The sequence below is a fragment of the Devosia yakushimensis genome, from assembly GCF_030159855.1.
Lineage (GTDB): Bacteria > Pseudomonadota > Alphaproteobacteria > Rhizobiales > Devosiaceae > Devosia > Devosia yakushimensis.
Window position 1 is genome coordinate 2,566,045 of record NZ_BSNG01000001.1, and the last position, 16,745, is coordinate 2,582,789.

17 protein-coding genes are annotated in these 16,745 nt (G+C 61.1%); 7 read left to right on the forward strand and 10 right to left on the reverse strand.

Features of this window, described 5'->3' with window-relative positions; genetic code table 11:
- Nucleotides 1-6 precede the first annotated feature (6 nt).
- Together QQL79_RS12440 and QQL79_RS12445 are read left to right on the forward strand one after the other, a co-directional pair.
- Complete coding sequence (locus QQL79_RS12440; RefSeq protein ID WP_284391243.1) at nucleotides 7-903, forward strand: TolB family protein; 897 nt, start codon at nucleotides 7-9, stop codon at nucleotides 901-903.
- A 12-nt stretch (nucleotides 904-915) separates the two neighbouring features.
- A complete protein-coding gene (locus QQL79_RS12445; protein WP_284391244.1) occupies nucleotides 916-1,371 on the forward strand; it encodes a heme-degrading domain-containing protein in 456 nt (151 codons plus the stop codon).
- A 148-nt stretch (nucleotides 1,372-1,519) separates the two neighbouring features.
- Here the strand turns inward: QQL79_RS12445 and QQL79_RS12450 are convergent, their stop codons facing one another.
- The 9 genes from QQL79_RS12450 to QQL79_RS12490 all read right to left on the reverse strand — a co-directional run bounded on the left by QQL79_RS12450 (nucleotide 1,520) and on the right by QQL79_RS12490 (nucleotide 10,987).
- The gene (locus QQL79_RS12450; protein WP_284391245.1) at nucleotides 1,520-3,028 is read right to left on the reverse strand and encodes a tripartite tricarboxylate transporter permease; all 1,509 of its coding nucleotides are present in this window, start codon (nucleotides 3,026-3,028) and stop codon (nucleotides 1,520-1,522) included.
- Complete coding sequence (locus tag QQL79_RS12455; protein WP_284391246.1) at nucleotides 3,025-3,498, reverse strand: tripartite tricarboxylate transporter TctB family protein; 474 nt, start codon at nucleotides 3,496-3,498, stop codon at nucleotides 3,025-3,027. Before QQL79_RS12455 ends, QQL79_RS12450 begins: the two co-directional genes overlap by 4 nt.
- Before the next feature lie 104 nt (nucleotides 3,499-3,602).
- Nucleotides 3,603-4,571, reverse strand: a complete 969-nt coding sequence (locus QQL79_RS12460) for a tripartite tricarboxylate transporter substrate binding protein (RefSeq protein WP_284391247.1) — start codon at nucleotides 4,569-4,571, stop codon at nucleotides 3,603-3,605.
- Between the two features lie 73 nt (nucleotides 4,572-4,644).
- Entirely contained in the window at nucleotides 4,645-5,529 is an 885-nt protein-coding gene (locus tag QQL79_RS12465; protein ID WP_284391248.1) for a dihydrodipicolinate synthase family protein, read from the reverse strand.
- Between the two features lie 91 nt (nucleotides 5,530-5,620).
- Complete coding sequence (locus tag QQL79_RS12470) at nucleotides 5,621-6,430, reverse strand: IclR family transcriptional regulator (RefSeq protein ID WP_284391249.1); 810 nt, start codon at nucleotides 6,428-6,430, stop codon at nucleotides 5,621-5,623.
- A gap of 3 nt (nucleotides 6,431-6,433) precedes the next feature.
- The gene (locus tag QQL79_RS12475; RefSeq protein ID WP_284391250.1) at nucleotides 6,434-7,039 is read right to left on the reverse strand and encodes a dihydroxyacetone kinase subunit L; all 606 of its coding nucleotides are present in this window, start codon (nucleotides 7,037-7,039) and stop codon (nucleotides 6,434-6,436) included.
- Between the two features lie 2 nt (nucleotides 7,040-7,041).
- Nucleotides 7,042-8,037 (reverse strand): dihydroxyacetone kinase subunit DhaK, encoded by a 996-nt coding sequence (locus tag QQL79_RS12480; RefSeq protein ID WP_284391251.1) that lies wholly within the window; start codon nucleotides 8,035-8,037, stop codon nucleotides 7,042-7,044.
- A 117-nt stretch (nucleotides 8,038-8,154) separates the two neighbouring features.
- Complete coding sequence (locus QQL79_RS12485) at nucleotides 8,155-9,810, reverse strand: GMC oxidoreductase (protein ID WP_284391252.1); 1,656 nt, start codon at nucleotides 9,808-9,810, stop codon at nucleotides 8,155-8,157.
- A 124-nt stretch (nucleotides 9,811-9,934) separates the two neighbouring features.
- Entirely contained in the window at nucleotides 9,935-10,987 is a 1,053-nt protein-coding gene (locus QQL79_RS12490) for a LacI family DNA-binding transcriptional regulator (RefSeq protein WP_284391253.1), read from the reverse strand.
- Nucleotides 10,988-11,204: 217 nt separating this feature from the next.
- Between QQL79_RS12490 and QQL79_RS12495 the strand changes: the two genes are divergently transcribed.
- From QQL79_RS12495 to QQL79_RS12515, 5 genes are all read left to right on the forward strand, one after another.
- Nucleotides 11,205-12,455 (forward strand): extracellular solute-binding protein, encoded by a 1,251-nt coding sequence (locus tag QQL79_RS12495; protein ID WP_284391254.1) that lies wholly within the window; start codon nucleotides 11,205-11,207, stop codon nucleotides 12,453-12,455.
- Nucleotides 12,456-12,526: 71 nt separating this feature from the next.
- On the forward strand, nucleotides 12,527-13,426 hold the full coding sequence (locus QQL79_RS12500) for a carbohydrate ABC transporter permease (protein WP_284391255.1): 900 nt from the start codon (nucleotides 12,527-12,529) through the stop codon (nucleotides 13,424-13,426).
- On the forward strand, nucleotides 13,426-14,256 hold the full coding sequence (locus QQL79_RS12505) for a carbohydrate ABC transporter permease (RefSeq protein WP_284391256.1): 831 nt from the start codon (nucleotides 13,426-13,428) through the stop codon (nucleotides 14,254-14,256). Before QQL79_RS12500 ends, QQL79_RS12505 begins: the two co-directional genes overlap by 1 nt.
- Before the next feature lie 45 nt (nucleotides 14,257-14,301).
- Complete coding sequence (locus tag QQL79_RS12510) at nucleotides 14,302-15,222, forward strand: sugar phosphate isomerase/epimerase family protein (protein WP_284391257.1); 921 nt, start codon at nucleotides 14,302-14,304, stop codon at nucleotides 15,220-15,222.
- Nucleotides 15,219-16,007, forward strand: coding sequence for a TIM barrel protein (locus QQL79_RS12515; protein ID WP_284391258.1), 789 nt, complete (start codon nucleotides 15,219-15,221; stop codon nucleotides 16,005-16,007). Before QQL79_RS12510 ends, QQL79_RS12515 begins: the two co-directional genes overlap by 4 nt.
- A gap of 148 nt (nucleotides 16,008-16,155) precedes the next feature.
- On the opposite strand, the gene QQL79_RS12520 is transcribed toward QQL79_RS12515, so the two are convergent.
- Nucleotides 16,156-16,737, reverse strand: a complete 582-nt coding sequence (locus QQL79_RS12520; protein WP_284391259.1) for an alkylhydroperoxidase domain protein — start codon at nucleotides 16,735-16,737, stop codon at nucleotides 16,156-16,158.
- Nucleotides 16,738-16,745 lie beyond the last annotated feature (8 nt).

The window sequence follows — 16,745 nt, forward strand, 5'->3', positions numbered from 1 at the left end:
GTTCCGTTGCGCAAGCTGGCCGAAAATCAAATCTGTCAGGTCTGGGTCCATGATACGGCAACCGGTGAAAACCAGTTATTGTTCGAAACCAGCGACCTGCTCCTGGAGGCGCCAAACTGGAGTCTTCAGGGCGATGCCCTGATCCTCAATGGGAACGGTGACTTATGGCGCCTGCCGTTGGCCGCCCCCAAATTGGAGGCCATCCCGCTAACAGGTCTCCCCAGAATGAACAACGATCACGTGCTCGACCCCGATGGCGAACACATATTCGTTTCGACTTATGACGACTGGCAGATCTATCGAGCCCCATTAGCCGGCGGCGCGGCGGTAAAGGTCTCCGGCAAGGAAGGCCCGGCCAACCTACTGCATTTCCTGCACGGCGTTTCGCCGGATGGCCGGCAACTCGCCTTTGTGGGCGTCGAGGCGAAGATCTCCGGCGACAAGATGACGTTCATATCAGCGGAAATCTGCACCATCGGCACGGACGGTCATGGGTTTCGACAGATCACATCGGGCGGCGCGCCAGCGGACGGCCCGGAGTACAGTCCCGACGGTCAGTGGCTGTACTTCAACACTGAAACCTTCTCCGGTCACGCTCAAATCGCACGCATGCGGCCCGATGGGTCAGAGATCGGACGTCTGACCGATAACGAAACCGTCGACTGGTTCCCCCACCTTTCACCAGATGGCCTGAAAGCCGTCTACCTGGCCTACCCACCTGGTACAAGCGGCCACCCGCCCGATCTGTGGGTGGAGTTGAGGTTGGTCGTGGGCGAGCGTTGGTTGGAAGCCAAAAGCGTTGCCCGCCTCTTTGGTGGACAAGGCACGATCAACGTCAATAGTTGGTCCCCTGACAGCACGCGCTTTGCGTTTGTTGCCTATCCCATCGACGACGTTTCTTGACTGGATTTCCTGATGACCTACACGTTGGAACGCCTGGCCGCCGAGCAGGAAGAGCTGCTTCTCGACAGGTTCGACTATGACTTTGTCTGGGCTCTCGGCCAGGCCATTCGAGAACGGGCCAGCGCTGAAAGGGCGCCGGTCGCGATAGAGGTGAGCCACGGGCTATCGCCGGTATTCACCACCTTGCTGGCAGGCGCGACGATCGACAACCTAGACTGGACGGCTCGGAAACGTGCTGTTGCCCATCGTTTCCACAAAAGTTCATTGGCAATCCGCCTGGAGGCGGAGGCCGGCAAATACGACTTCAACGACCGTTTTCGTCTGCCGAAGGAATCCTACGTCGCCAGCGGCGGCGGCGTTCCGCTTATTCTGCGGGGCGGAACGCTGATCGGCACGGCCACCGTAAGTGGCCTGCCCGATGCGGACGACCATCGATTGATCGTGGAAGCACTGCGCGCACTGGCTTAAACGGCCTTGTAGCGCCAGTTACGCCTTCCGCTGCTAGATGACCAGGGCCAGAGATCATCGCGCTGTCCTCCGAGAGCAGCACTTGGCGCGCCGTACCAGACGGCCGCTACAATGCCCGGCCGACGGAGACGGCGAGATGAGACCAGTATTAAGGCTGGGCAGCGCCCTCCTGAGGCTTGCGGCGCTTTAGGGCAATTGCCAATATTGGCCATACCCAGATCAGAATGGTCAAAGCGGCGAGGCCCCCGGCAATCGGGCGGTCGAAAAAGGCCAATAGATTGCCGTTCGATTTCATCATCGAGGTCAGGAAGTTCTGCTCCAGCAAGGGGCCGAGCACGATGCCGAGAACGAAGGGAGCCAGAGGAATCCGCTTGGCTTCCATGGCCACCCCGATCACGCCGAAGGCCAGCGCCACGCCGACGGCATTGATGCTGTTTTCCATGGCAAAGGCGCCGATCAGGCAGAAGATGAAGATGATCGGCATCAGGATATTGAGCCGGACCGACAGCATTAGTCGGCTGAGGCGGATCGCCACCCAACCCAGCGGGATCATCAGCAGGTTGGCAAGGAAGAAGATGCCAAAAATGGCGTAGACTACGGCCGGGTTGTTCAGGAAAATGGTGGGGCCGGGATTGACGCCCTTCATGAACAGCACGCCGATGATGATGGCGGCGATGGCATCGCCTGGAATCCCGAAGACCAGCGAGGGGATGAAGCCGCCCGAGACAGCGGCATTGTTGGCGGCGCCCGCCGCCGCCAGGCCTTCCTTGGAGCCACGACCAAATTCCTCGGGATGGCGGGAGAATTTCTTGGCCAGCGAATAGGAAATCCAGGCAGCGATATCGGCGCCGGCTCCGGGCAGAATGCCCAGCACGGTGCCCAGGATATTGCCCTGGGCAATGGCCTTGCGCTCCTGCCACAAAATTTTGCCCTGCCCTTCGAAGACGCCCTTGATCTCGGCCTGTTCGAGCTTCATCGGCTGAACCCGCTTGGCATAGAAGCGGAAGATTTCGGCGAAAGCGAAGAGGCCGATCATCACTGGCACCAGCGACAGGCCGCCGATCAGGGCGGTGCTACCGAAGGTGAAGCGTGGCACTCCGCTCACCGGATCGATGCCGATGGTGGCGACAAAGAGGCCCAGGGCCAGGGAGATGACGCCCTTGACCCGCGAGGTCTGGATCATGAAGCCGGCCGTGGTCAGGCCGAGCAGGCAAAGCCAGAAATATTCGTAAGACGAGAATTTGAGCGCCACCATGGCCAACGGCGGAGCAAGCGTTGCCAGGATCAGCGCACCGAAAAGGCCACCAATGGCCGATGTGAGCAGGCATATGCCCATGGCGACATGAGCCTGGCCTTTCTTGGTCAGGGCAAAGGCATCATTGGTATAGGCCGCCGAAGCGGGGGTTCCGGGCATGCGCAGCAGAACCGAGGGTATGTCGCCGGAAAACATCGCCATGGCCGAGGCCGTAACCATGGCGGCGACGGCCGGCACGGGGTCCATATAGAAAGTCACCGGTACCAGCAGGGCGACGGCCATAGTTGCGGTAAGGCCCGGCAATGCACCCATGAACAGGCCGAAGGCCGCGCTCAGCAGCATGACCAGCAATACATAGGGGTCGAGAAGCAGGCTCAGGCCCGCAGCGATATTTTCGATCATAGATAGGCTCCCAGGGGAGTCAGCAGACCCAGCGGCAGCGGCACCAGCAGCAGCTTGGCAAACAGCGCATAGATGATGATCGCTCCCGGAACACCGATCAGCAGCGATTGCAGCAACGGGACCCGGCCCATGAGCAACAAGCCTGTGAGGATGATGGGAGCCAGGATCAGGAAGCCCAGTTGCTGGGAGAAGAAGATATAGGCAAGCGCTGCGGCCACAACGATAGCGGGTCGCGTTAACTGGGTAACGCCGATGGCCTCGGCTGCGTCGTCCTCATCGCCCGCGTCGTCGGGTTTGATAAACAGCATGGCGCAGCCCGCCAGCGCGATAACGCTGCCCAGGATAGCGGGAAAGAATCCCGGCCCATAGGCGATGCGTGTGGCGGCCAGCGGTTGGGGGAGTTGCAGGGCCAGCACCAATATGGCCAAACCCAGGGCGGCAAAGCCGAGCCCGATCATTCTGTCAGTCATGCCTGTCTCTCGGTCTCATCCAAGCAGGGTGGATGCCGGCGGGGAGGAGGTCGCCGGCATCCATAAGGCGGCGGGACTGCCAGCTTCGCAATCCCGCTGGCCGCCTATTTGCCGGACAGCGCGTTCAGCACCTTTTCCGTCTCGGCGAAATGCTCGCCCAGGAAGGCTGTGAAATCGGCGTGATTGAGATAGGCAATGCCGAAACCACGATCCTGCATGCCGGTCACGAAGCGCTCCTGCTCCACTGCCGCCGCGACGGCGGCCTCGATCTTGGCCACCAGGGCCGGATCCATGCCGGCCGGACCGGCGATACCGCGCCAGGTGCCGCCCACATAGGCGGTGCCGATCGCTTCCTCGACCGTGGGAATGGCTTCATCGATGCTGACGCGATCCGCGCTCATCACCGCCAGTGTCTTGACGACGCCAGCTTCCTTGAGGGCGGTGGTTTCAGGGATGGAGCAGAGCACAATGTCGATGCCGCCGGAGGCCAGCTCCTGCAGCGCCGCGGCCGATCCCTGGGCCGGGATCAGGTTGAGCTTGGTTACGTCGACGCCCTCACCCAAGAGCATGGAGACGAAGGGGATGTCCCAACTGGCATTGCAGGTGCCGCCGCAGGAGATGTTGAAGCTGCCGGGATCGGCCTTGATGGCTGCGATCAGCGCTCGAAGATCCTGGTATTCGGAGTCGGCCGAAACATGAATTGCCGATGGGTCGGCATTGAACTGGGCAATCGCGGTGAAGCTCTCCGGCTGGAAATTGGCCTGGCCAAGCAGGGTGAACTGCGCGATCGGCGAAAGCTGCCCCAGCGTATAGCCGTCCGGCGGCGAGCTCGTATAGGTGGTGTAGCCCACAATACCCGAAGCCTGGGCCAGGTTGACCACCGGGAAGGGCTGGCCGAGAGCGGCCTCAAGTTCTGCGGCCAGCAGCCGGAACGTATAGTCCGAGCCGCCGCCGGCACCGGCCACGACAATGAGCTGCGTGGGGCGTTCGGGCCATTCCTGGGCCAGAACCGGCAGCGTCACAGAACTAAGCAGAGCTGCTGCGGCAAAGGTGGTAGCGAAGAGTTTGTTCAAAGGATCCTCCCTTATTTGACTTTGTTATATGTCGTGCCCCGCCCGGGGGCGGGAGCACGACAGTAATTTCGGCTCAGTGCGGAATAGCCTTGAGCGCTTCGGCGATCAGCGCCTTGCGGGCATCGTCGGGCGCTTGCATCGGTGCGCGCGGATAGGCGAACGGCACGCCCTGCAGCGATTGGGCATATTTGATATTGGCCGGCAGGTTGTCGGTCAGCAGCGCATTCCAGAAGCGCAGGAGCCCCGCATGCAATTGCTTGGCCTCGTCATGCTTGCCGGCCTTGACCAGGTCCCAGAGCTTGACCACTGCCTTGGGTGCCGCGGCCGGGTTGGCGGCAATCGTGCCATGCACGCCCAGGGCGAAACTGGGATAGAGCAGTGCATCGACCGCCGTGAAGACCAACTTGTCCTTGGGCAGGTCGAGCAGCAGGTCGGCCGTCAGCTTGAGATCGCCATTGGATTGCTTGACGCCGATGACGCCGGGCACTTCGTTCATGATGCGCTTGAGCAGGGCCGGCGGCAGATAGCACCAGGGCACCACATTGTAGATCAGGACCGGAAGGCCGCTTTCTTCCGCAATGGCGCGGAAGTGGTCGACAAGGGCGTCGTCAGAGGGACGGAACACATAATGCGGCGGGGTCACCTGCAGTGCGACCGAACCGGCCTCCCGCGCACGCTTGGAGCGCTGCACGGCCTGGCGGGTCGAATTGATGATGATGCCCGCGATTAGCGGTACGCGGCCGGCCAGGGCTTCCTGCGCAGTCTCGAGCAGCTTTTGCAGCTCGTCGGCATCCAGGGTGTGGCCCTCGGCGGAGGAACCACCGACACAGACGCCATGCACGCCAGACTTGACCATCCAGTCAATCTGGGCCTGCAATTGATCATATTGGATTTCGCCATCCGCATTGAAGGGCGTGGTGGTGGGCGGAATAACGCCAAAGAACTGTTCGGAAGCCATAGTTTCCTCATAACCGGACATAATGTCTGATTAATGGACATAATGTTCACGGTCAAGAGCCGCTAAGGATCAATTCATCGACGCCGATGCGTCACCCGAGACGGTCAGGATCGCCTCCCAATCGCGTCGAGATCAGCTTGGCCTGCTGCTTCACCAGGCCCGCGAATTCCGGGATAGTCTTGTCGTCGAAACGGGCTTTGTCGCCAGTGACGCTGATGGCCGCGAAGATCTTGCCGCTGGCATTCCAGATCGGCGCGGCTACGCAGCGGCGCCATTCTTCATATTCCATGTCGTCGATCGAATAGCCGCGGGCCAAGGTCTTGCGCAGCTCGTCCCGCAGGACTTCGGGGTCGGTTATGGAGTGAGAGGTAAAGGCGGGGAGCCCCTGGCTGACGACACGATCGACCACGGTCTCGCTCTGATGCGCCAACACAGCCTTGCCGGTAGCGCTGCAATGAGCGGCCGCGCTTTCGAGCGTTATGACATTGTTGAGGCCGCGCGAATCGTGCCGGCTGACCATGATGATGCCATGGCCGTCAAACACGCCCAGATGCACCGATAGCCCAGTCTTGTTGGATAGCGTAGCTATGCTTTCGGCCGCCTCGCGCTGCACATCCATATTGGCCAGCACGGTATTGCCCAGCTCGAATAGCTTGAGCCCGAGGCGATAGCGTTCGCGATCCCGGTCCTGTTCCAACAGGCCCAATGTCCGAAGCGTGCTGACGAGGCGGTGAACCGTGGTGCGCGGCAAGTCGATGCGTTTGGAAATCTGCAGCACCGTCAGCGCCTTGTCGCTGCGCGAAAAGCACTCCAGCACGGCCATCATCTTGAAGTAGGACAGCATCTGCCCCGTGGCTTCGGTTCGCGCCGTTTCCACAATGCTTTTCGTTTCCGGCGCCACGCTTTAACTCCCGATTGCTTCGATCACCCGTACCATGGCCAGCATGCCCGGATCGTCCAGCCCTTTGGACGCATCGGCGAACATGCGCGCCCGACCCATCTTATTGGGGCGATCGCGATATTCCTCAAGTGTGGCCTTTGCTGCCGTCAGCGCTGCGGCGTGGATAAGTGTCGGCTGATCATATCCGGCAATGGATTTGGCGACTGCATCGAGCGCGTCCAACACGGTCTTGTCGCCCAGATTGGCACCCCCACGAGCCGACATGGCATCGCGCGCATCGCCCAGGATAGTGCCCAGCTCCACCCATGGCACTTCGCTGCGCCCCTTGGTCTGGCGCGATGCCGTCATCAGCGCTGTCGCAATCAGCGTGCCCAGGCTGGAGCCGGTGGCACCCACCGTCGCTTTCGCATAGCCGGTCAGCGTTACCCCCACATCAGCGCCATCGTCCGGCCCCGCCTGATCAATGGCTGCAACGACACGTGCCAACATGCCGCCGGTATCGCCGTCGCCCAATTTGCTGTCGGCTTCGTTGAGTTCCTGTTCCAGGCTCGGTAGGACAGCCACGATGCGGCTGACCGTGTTGCGCAGAATGCTGCTGGTGAGAGTCATGGTCAAACCTTCCAGAAGGGGCAGGATGCCGGCGCGGCCAGCAGGGATTGCAGTTCGTCGTCAAGCGCGATGAGACTGATCGACGTCCCCGCCATTTCCATCGATGTGACGTAATTGCCCACCAGCGGCTGCACTATGGTAAGGCCCGCAGCGTTCAGCCGCTTCTCAGCCTCGGCATAGAGGATGAACAGCTCGTCCAGGGGAGTGGCCCCCAGCCCGTTAACGAGGATGGAGACACGTTTGCCACCAGTCTCGGGCAACTCGGCCAGCAGGCGGTTGAGCATTTCCTCGACGAGTTCGGCCGCCGTCTTGAGTTTGCCGCGCCAGATGCCGGGCTCGCCGTGGATGCCCATGCCCATCTCGATCTCGTCATCAGCGATCCGGAAATTGGGCGCCGCCGCGCCCGGTACCTGGCAGGAGTTCAGGGCCACCCCGATCGTGCGCGTATGGTCGACAGCCTTCTGTGCAATCCGCGCCACCTCATCGAGATTCCGTCCTGCTTCGGCCGCTGCACCGGCTATCTTGTAGGCATAGATCAGGCCGGCAACGCCCCGGCGCTTTGCGGCTTCATCTGGTCCGGCGCTGGCAATATCGTCCGTTCCCAATACGGTGCGGGCTACGACACCCTCATCCTCCAGCATCTCGCTGGCCATAGCGAAATTCATCTTGTCGCCGCCGTAATTGCCGAACAGCAACAATACCCCCGCCCCGCCATCCGCCAGCTTGATGGCTTCCATGCAGGACGCCAGGTTGGGGCCCTCAAAGACATTGCCGATGGAACAGGTGGTCAGGAGCCCGTCCCCGACATAACCGGTGAACAGCGGCAAATGCCCCGAGCCCCCGCCCGAGACAATGCCGACCTTGCCCGCCCCCGCGCCGGAAGCACGGCGGATGACACGCTTACTATCGCCATCCAGCACCATGCCTGGATTTGCCGCCACAAGTCCGGCCAGGACATCGTCAACATACGTGCTCGGCGAATTGAGCAGCTTTTTCATCACCTGAACTCCACAACGGCTGCCGGCACTCGGCTGATAAGTCCGATGTAAATGTTCATTATTCGAACATCAAGTTCGTTTTTATGATCAGAACGCTATCGTTCTTCCGCGGCGACATCAAAGGGCATTGCCGCGAAGTTCTGCGGCCAAATGCCGACACGCCCGCACTGTCATCGCCATGATCGTGAGCGTCGTCCCCGAAACGCCGCTGCCTGCGAAAGCGCTGGCATCGGTGACGAGGAGGTTGGGGAGATCCCAGCTTTGATTCCAGGCGTTGAGGACCGATGTCTTGGCCTCACTACCCATTCGCGCGCCGCCGGCTTCGTGGATGGCCGCGCCCATGACCATGGTACGGGGGAACATCCTGCGGAAAATCATGCGGCTAATCGGATCGGCGTCCGGGTAGGCGCCGCGCCCCTTTTCTTCGAGACCCAGGGGCGAGCCGACATAGTCGATCTTCCCGCCCGCGCCCTCGATCGTCTCGACGATTGCCAGAATCTGGTCCTTGAGCGTCTGTCGGTCATGTGGTCCGATCTTGCAGCGGATATGCGGGACCGGGATGCCCCAGGCATCGCGGCGGCCGGAATCGAGGGTAATGCGGTTATCGCGTACTGCATCCATGGCGCCGTAGCCGAAGAAACTGAAGCGTGCGTCGGCATCGGCCGGCGTGTCATAGCGTCCGATACTGCCCTGGAAGGCGAAGTCGCTACCGGCCGAACTGCCGTCCGGCGCGATGTATCGGGGGATATAGATGCCACCGGAGGGCCCATAGAAAGGGTCCGCTGGTGCTTTGTCCGCCGACCCCCAGCCCTTGGCCTTTGAATACCTGCCGGCAACCACGCAGGGCAGTTGGTCGACGAAATAGCGTCCCAGCGTACCCGAACTATTGCCCAATCCATCGGGATGCTGGGGCGATGCGGAGTTGAGCATCAGGCGGATACTCTCGATCGGCGAAGCACAGAGGATGACTGAGCGCGCATGGACACGGGTCTTTTGCCGGGTGATGCGATCGATGACCTCTACCCCCGTCGCGCGGGTCCCGTGCTCGTTGGTCAGTATCTTGCTGACGATGCTGTTGTAGCGAATGTCGAGGCGGCGGCTGGCGATGGCCTCGCGGAGCGGCCGCAGGACGCGACTGGGTTCGGGCCCGATATAGCGCCAGGTCACCACCCTGCGTTCGGGCCATGTATTCTCGACGTCGCTCTTGAATGTCCTTTCGGCAGCCGTCATCTCGGCGCGATGGCCATAAATGCTGTCGGGCAGCGTGGGAACATCGTCCTTTTCGCCATAGAGCGCCAGTTCGCGCTCTACCTCTTCGTAGTACGGCACGAGATCGTCATAGCCGATCGGCCAATCGACGCCACGACCGGTGCGGCTGTGACTCTTGAAGTCGTCATCGGTCCAACGCAGCAAGACACGGCCGAAGACATGGGTGCGTCCGCCTGCCTGGCGGCTGCGGATCCAGACGAATGGCGCATCCGCCGGCGTCGTATAGGGGAGCTGGCGGTCATTGACGAACAGATGGCGCTGGCGCGCATCGAAGAAAGCAGCCCGCGCCTGGATACCCTGCCCACCGACAAAGGCCTTGGCGCGTTGCCAGAGATTGATGTCGCTCTGCCGGCGCACCGAAGAAGGATTGAAATCGCCGACACCGATTTCCGGACCCGCTTCGAGTTGCACCACCTGCAACCCCTGGGCGGTGAGTTCCTGGGCCGCGAACATACCGGATGCGCCTGATCCGACGATCAGGGCGTCATAAAGTGTTTCCGGCATGGTTGCTCCACTGGTTGGAAGAAATTGAGACAGCGTCGCCGCGCGACGTCTATGGATTATCGTGTTGGCAGTATCAGACGCCGTTGCCCGCGGGACCTGGCGTCGGTTGGATGTGCTGGCCGCCTCATGCGGAGATTTCTCTGACGCTCTGGCGCAAGGTCAATTGGCACTGCACCTCGATGCGTTCATCTTGGGCAATGCTCTCACCCTCCACCATGCGGATGAGGAGATCAGCAGCATACTGGCCGAGTTCGGTGGTGGATTGCTGAATTGTCGACAGACTTGGCACCATGAAGGCACCGACAGGAGCGCCGTCGAAGCCGATTACGGAAACGTCTCCCGGCACGTCGAGCCCGGCATCCAGGACTGTCTTGATGAAGCCGATCGCGGTGTCATCGTTGGCGCAGACGACAGCGGTTGCGCGCTGCTCCACGGGCACCTGAAGGTAATCCAGCGCCGCCCGAACGCCGCCACGAAAGTTGAAATCGCCGCGCAATACATGCAGAGCCTCCGCCTGCAAGCCCGCTGATGCAAGCGTGCTGGACACACCATTTACGCGCTGAATTTCATGATAATTGTCAGCGCGCCCGCCGATATAGACGAAGCGCCGATGCCCCATGTCGATCAGGACAGTAACGGCCTCGGAAATTGCGGCCCGGTCGTTGCTGATCACACTTGGAATGCCTTGCGCACTCTGGTCGAAATGCAGTGAAACGATCGGCAGGCCGGCATCGGATAGGCCGAACTCGGCGCTCTTGGGCGGCAGGGTTGCCATCAGGATTATCCCGCAGATGGTGCCGCCAAAGGCTGTGGTGACGATGTGCTCGTCCGTAGAGGCATCGCGCGAAACGTTGGCAATCAGCAGGTGATAGCCCCGTTCCGTCAGAGTTCGGGCAACGGAGTCCAGGCCCTCGAGAACCGTCTGGGAGGCACCCATATACAGCGCCTCGGGAAGCACGATCATCACGGTGCGCGTTTGCCCTACCCGCAGGTTTCTCGCCGTCTGGTTGACTGTGTAGCCAAGCTTGCGCGCCGCAGCTTCCACCTTGAGCCTTGTGGGCTCGGCGATCCGTCCAGGCTTGGTCAGTGCACGACTCACGGTTGAGGTCGCAACCCCGGCTTCCCGGGCAACGTCGGCAATGGACGGACCGGCCGTACGTTCTTCGGTTTTCGACAAAGCGCTTCCTCCCAGACCGCACAATACGCTCGCGCCGCGGCATAGCTTAAAATGGAGGCAACAACCACTCTTGCGCACCAAATCGGCATATGCCATGAATACCGTGTTGGCAATCGATTGCCAAGCTGAAATGGTCTAGCCGGTGCTGGAGGGAAGCCGCGTTCGGACAGGCCAGGAATGTCGTCATTCACGGGTCATTTCCGGAGCACCAATCGCCATGAAGCATTTCGTTCACGCGGCCGCCCTGCTGGCTGCAACCACACTCACGACGCAGGTTTCCGTCGCCCAGAATGCGATCGATGATGCCCCCGCCATGGGAACGCTGCAGGTCTGGATCGGCGGGGCCGAAGGCGAGAAGCTGCCGGCCTTTCTCGCCGATTTCGAAGCTGCCAACCCCGAACTCGATGTTCAGGTCACCCAGATCCCGTCGGACCAGTTCGACACTAAACTGCTCACTGCCATTGCGGCGGGCACAGTGCCAGATCTCGTCCGGCTCTATTCACAAAGCCAGTCCGCCCTGATGGCCTCAGGCGCTTTTGCAGAAGTGCCCGATGGGTTCGTCGACCCTGACGATTTCTTCACCAATACTTACAATACCAACGTCAAGAATGGCGTGGCCTATGGCGTACCGTGGGACGCCTACGCGACCATCTTTCAGTACCGCAAGGACTTGGCCGAAAAGGCCGGTGTCGAAGCACCCAAGACCTGGGAAGAGCTGAAGACCTTTGCCGCCGCGATGAAGGCGCAGGGAGTCGAATGGCCGATCTCGCTTGACGTCGGCTACGACATCTACAATGCCCAGGGTCTCAATGAGTTCGTGCATCAGAATGGCGGCAGTTTCGTCAATGCCGACAACACCGCCTGGACGATCAACACCCCCGAGAATATCGCAGCGCTCGACTATTGGGGCTCATTGATCTCGGAAGGCTATGCTTCGCCCGATGGCCCGAAGTTCCTGGATACAGTGCCGTGGTTCACATCGGGCCAGATTGCCGCCAAGGACAACGGTCCCTGGCTGGAGCAGTGGCTGGCCCAGGCCAATGGTGCCGACTGGGTTAAAACCCACCTGGCTACGGCCGAGGTTCCTGCCGGCCCTGCAGGCAGCTTCTCGGCCCTCGGCTCTGGCAGCCTCGCCGTGCTCAAGGACGCCAAGAATGCCGACGCCGCCTGGAAATTGGTGCGTTACCTGACCCAGCCCGAAACGCAGATCGCCTGGTACAAGGCCTTTGGCAGCCTTCCTGCCGTCAAGGCAGCTTGGGACGATCCGGCAATAGCCTCCAACCCGCTGCTCGACGCGGAACGGAAAGCGCTGCAGACCGCCGTGGACATTCCGCAGGTCTCCACCTGGCCTCAGGTCGGCACCTATCTCGGCCAGCAGATGGAACTGGTCGCGCGTGGCCAGGCCAGCGCTCAGGACGTACTCAACGATGTGCAGAGCTTTGCAGAGGGCGCAGGCCTGGGCAACTGATGTTCCTCGCGGCCCCGGTGCATTGCTTCCGGGGCCAATCGACAGCCATCTCTCGAGCCTGGAGCACTGCCGTGTCCCGCATCGCCTCCTGGATGCAACAGCCCAGCCGTTGGCGAGCAACCACGGCCTGGTTGTTCATCGCCCCCTTCCTGACGATCTTCATCGTTTTTACCGCAGTGCCTGCCCTCCTGGCACTGATCTACAGCTTCACTGATATCGGCGTTGCCGATATCAGGCGTCCGCTCGACGTCGATTTCGTCTCGTTCCGGACTTTTGCCCGTGTGCTGACCAATGCGGGCTTTCTCAAGTCGATTTGGACCACGGCGCTGTTTGTCGTCATCGGCGTGCCTCTCACCATGGCGATCGGCCTGGTGCTAGCTATTGGGCTGAACAACGGCATCACCAAGCTGCGCGCCACCTACCGAGCCGCGTTCTACCTTCCCGTCATTACCAACATCGTGGCAGCGGCAGTGATCTGGCAATACGCCTTCACCCTGAGTGGCCCGGTCAATTCTTTCCTCACGTCAGTGGGCGCGGCCGGCCCGAATTGGCTGGGTGACCCGAAGATGGCGATGCCCACTGTCATCATGCTGGCCGTGTGGCGCAATGTCGGCACCTGCATGGTGTTGTTTCTGGCTGGCCTGCAGTCGATACCCGTCGATGTCTATGAAGCCGCCAAGATCGATGGTGCCTCCGCCTGGCGCCGGTTCACTGCCATGACCCTGCCATTGCTCAAGCCGGCAACGCTGCTCGTGACGGTCCTGATGACTGTATCGTTCATGAATATCTTCGATGAGCCCTATCTTTTGACCAAGGGGGGACCGCTCAGCTCCACCAAGTCCGTTGCCCTCTGGGTTTACGAGCAGTTCGGCCAAGGCAATATCGCCCCGGCTATGGCCGGTTCCTACGTCATGTTGGCTATCGTCGTCATTCTGGGCGTCCTGCAACTGCGCCTGTTGAGGGCCCGCTGATGAGCAAGTCACATCCCGTCGTCACTGCCACCCTCTATGGTCTGCTCACCACCGGCGCCGTCATCGCCCTGCTACCGTTCGTCTGGGTCCTGTTCGGCGCTTTCAAATCTCAGGCAGAGATCATGTCCGCGCCTGGAGCCTGGCTGCCGCATAGCTTTGCCAATGTCAGCAATTTCGTCACGCTGTTCACGGAGCGCATGTTCGGTCGCTACATGGTCAATTCACTGATCGTGTCGGGTGCCACCGTCGTCACCAATGTGCTCTTTGCCACCATGGCGGGCTATGCGCTGGCCAAGCTCGAATTTCCCGGCCACAAGCTGGTATTCGGCTGCGTGCTGGCGGCGATGATGGTGCCCTATATCGCGCTTTTCGTGCCGCAGTTTTTCATCATTGTGCAGATGGGGCTGGTCAACTCGCTGACCGCCGTGGTGCTGCCCATCGCGGTCATGCCCATTGGCGTCTTCATCATGCGCCAGTTCGCCGATTCCGTTCCCGACGAATTGCTTGAGGCAGCACGGCTCGACGGTGCCGGCGAATTCGTCATCTTCTTCAAAATCTTCCTGCCCCTTGTTGGCCCGGCGATCGCTACGGTCGCGATCATCACCTTCCTCAACTCCTGGAACTACTTCCTCTGGCCGTTGATCGTGGCGCAGAACCAAGACACCTACACCCTGCCGGTCGGCCTCGCCGTTGCATCGCAAGGGGCTAAGTCGACTGACTACGGCCTCCTGCTCGCCGGCGCCATTGTGGTGCTGCTCCCGGTCCTCATCCTCTTTCTCTTCCTTCAGAAATACTTCGTCCAAGGCATTGCCGGTACCGGCATCAAATAGAAGCGCTCAAAAAGGCGCCCGCACTTTCAGCAAGGATTTTCTCCAATGGCATTCACCGTCGCGACCGACATCATCACCTTCTATCACCCGGCATTCTGGGACCTTAGGACGTTCGAGGAAGTACAGGCCTGGGCAGGCGCCCACCCCCGCCAATTCTGGGAAAAGGTGCTGCACACTCTTGGCGAAACCGGCGTGACCGGGCTGGAGCTGACCTTCGGGCCGGGGAGCATCGAAAGTGCGCTTGCCGCCTACGGTACAGCCAAGGCGTTCAAGGCGGCGCTGGATGCAGAGGGGGCTACCGTCGTCAGCGCCTTCGTCGCCGACGGCCCAAAATGGGACGGCCCGGCCGACATCCAAGCGATCGTCGTCGATGCCGAACGTCGCGCAGATTTTCTCGGCGAACTGGGGGCTAGCCTCCTGGTCGCGGGTCTTCCCATGCGCAAGACCTTTGGGGAGCGCCCGCCAGTCTTCGTCGATCTCCGCTACATGGAGCGCATGGCCGATATCGCCCATGCCGTAGGCGAGGCGATCAGCCGCCAGGACGTCAAACTGGCCCTGCACACCGAATCCAACAGCACGCTTTGGTACGAGCGCGACATTGACCTCTTCATGGCCATAACCGACCCCCGCTACGTCTGGCTTTGCCCCGACTCCTGCCACATCGCTCTGGGCGGCGGCGATCCCGTGCGCACGGCGCAGCGCTACGACCAGCGCATTGCCCTGGCGCATTGGAAAGATGCCCTTGGACCCATTGATCGGCACCTCGTCATCGACTCCACGATTTTCGACCAGCAGCAGCGCTACATGACCGATTTCGGCAAGGGGATTGTCGACTGGGCCGGTTGGGCCGCTGCCATGGATCGCACGTCGGGCCGCGACATCGCCCTGATCGAACTCGACATGGCACCCGATCCGCTTGCCGCCTTGCGCGAGGGCGTAGCGGTTGTTTCGAAATACAGGCCATGATCGATTTCAGCATCTGCATCGAGATGGCCTTTGCCGAAGGCGGCCGGAGTTTTCCCGACCGCGTGCGTGCGGCGGCCGCCAGCGGCTTCACTGCGGTCGAAATATGGGATTGGTGGACCAAGCCTCTCGCCGAAATGCGCGAGGCATTGAGCGAAACCGGCACCGAGCTCCATACATTATGCGTCGAACATTGGCAGGACAAATGCCAGCTCGGCGATGCCGGGTCCCGCCTTGCCTTCGTAGAGCGCGTACAACGCGCGGCCTCTGCCGCAGTTGACCTGGGAACGCCCAAGCTCGTGGTGCTTGCAGGCGACCGCGTCGCTGGCCTTGATGTAGCCGCCCAGCACGATGCCTTGCTTGAGGCCCTGGGCGCGGCGACAGACGCGGTCAGCGGATCGGGCCTTGAGCTCCTCCTCGAAGTGGTCAACCGCCAGTTCGAAGGTCCAAACGCGCTTGTGCAGGACAGCCGAACGGCCCTCGATTTGTTACGCCGTCTCGGGCGACGCGATGTCCGCTTCCTCTATGACCGGTACCACGCCATCCTCAATAGTGAGCCCTTAGGTTGGGCGATCGAGGGAAATATGGACCTTGTTGGCCATGTCCAAGCAGCGGATGTTCCCGGCCGGCATCAATTTGGCACCGGCGAGGTCGACTGGGTGAAAGAACTCAGATGGCTTCACAAAGCGGGATACAAAGGACTGATCGGCATCGAAGCCGCGCCCACTGAAGACAGCTCGTGGATTTATCAGGAAGCCCAGCAAGTTCTTGCGGCTTCGTTGAGCTAGGCGTTGCGACGGCGGGGCAATTTTAGGCAGGCTAGCGGTCCCGCCAGCGAGAACCGTGCAGATGCGGCGGTTTGAGTGGTACGGAATCGGCTTCTGAGCTAGCTGAGAGGCTCGCATGCAATGCGAGCCTCTCGCGCGAAATCTGTGGCTAGGCCGCGTTGGCCGGCAATGGCTCGCCAAGGGAAAGCATCAGCCGGTTGGCCCAGTTGAAGAAGGCCGAGGCTGAGATGACGTCGGTGATTTCAAAGTCATCGAGCCCGGCTGCGCGCAACTTGGCTATATTATCGGGGCCAAAGCTGATCGGCGTGTCGGTAAGCGCTACGGCCGCATCCTTGACCGCATTCCAGCGCTCACCCAGATCAGCGCCAATCCCCTCGTCTAGCAGGCGCTGAACGTCGTCGCGACGCTTGGAATGGGTTGAGGCGAAACGGGAATGCACCGAGGCGCAGAAGATACAGCCATTATGCCGCGAGGTTGCCGTGGCAGAGAGCTCGCGTTCGGCCCGCGGCAAGCCGCCGTTGGGGTTGTAGAAAATGTCCTTGTCGGCCTTGGTGCGAGCCTCCAGTACTTCGGGATCATGCGCCAGCAGCATGAAATAGGGTGATTTGGAACGCGAGGCGTCGACGAGACCGGTCCAGTGGCGCTCGGTCAGTTCGCTTTCCGCCAGTGGCTCGAGCCAGGGCGTCCAGCCGAGTTCGTCCTGCGTGAAGACATTGGGTATGGAGGTCATGGTGAAAT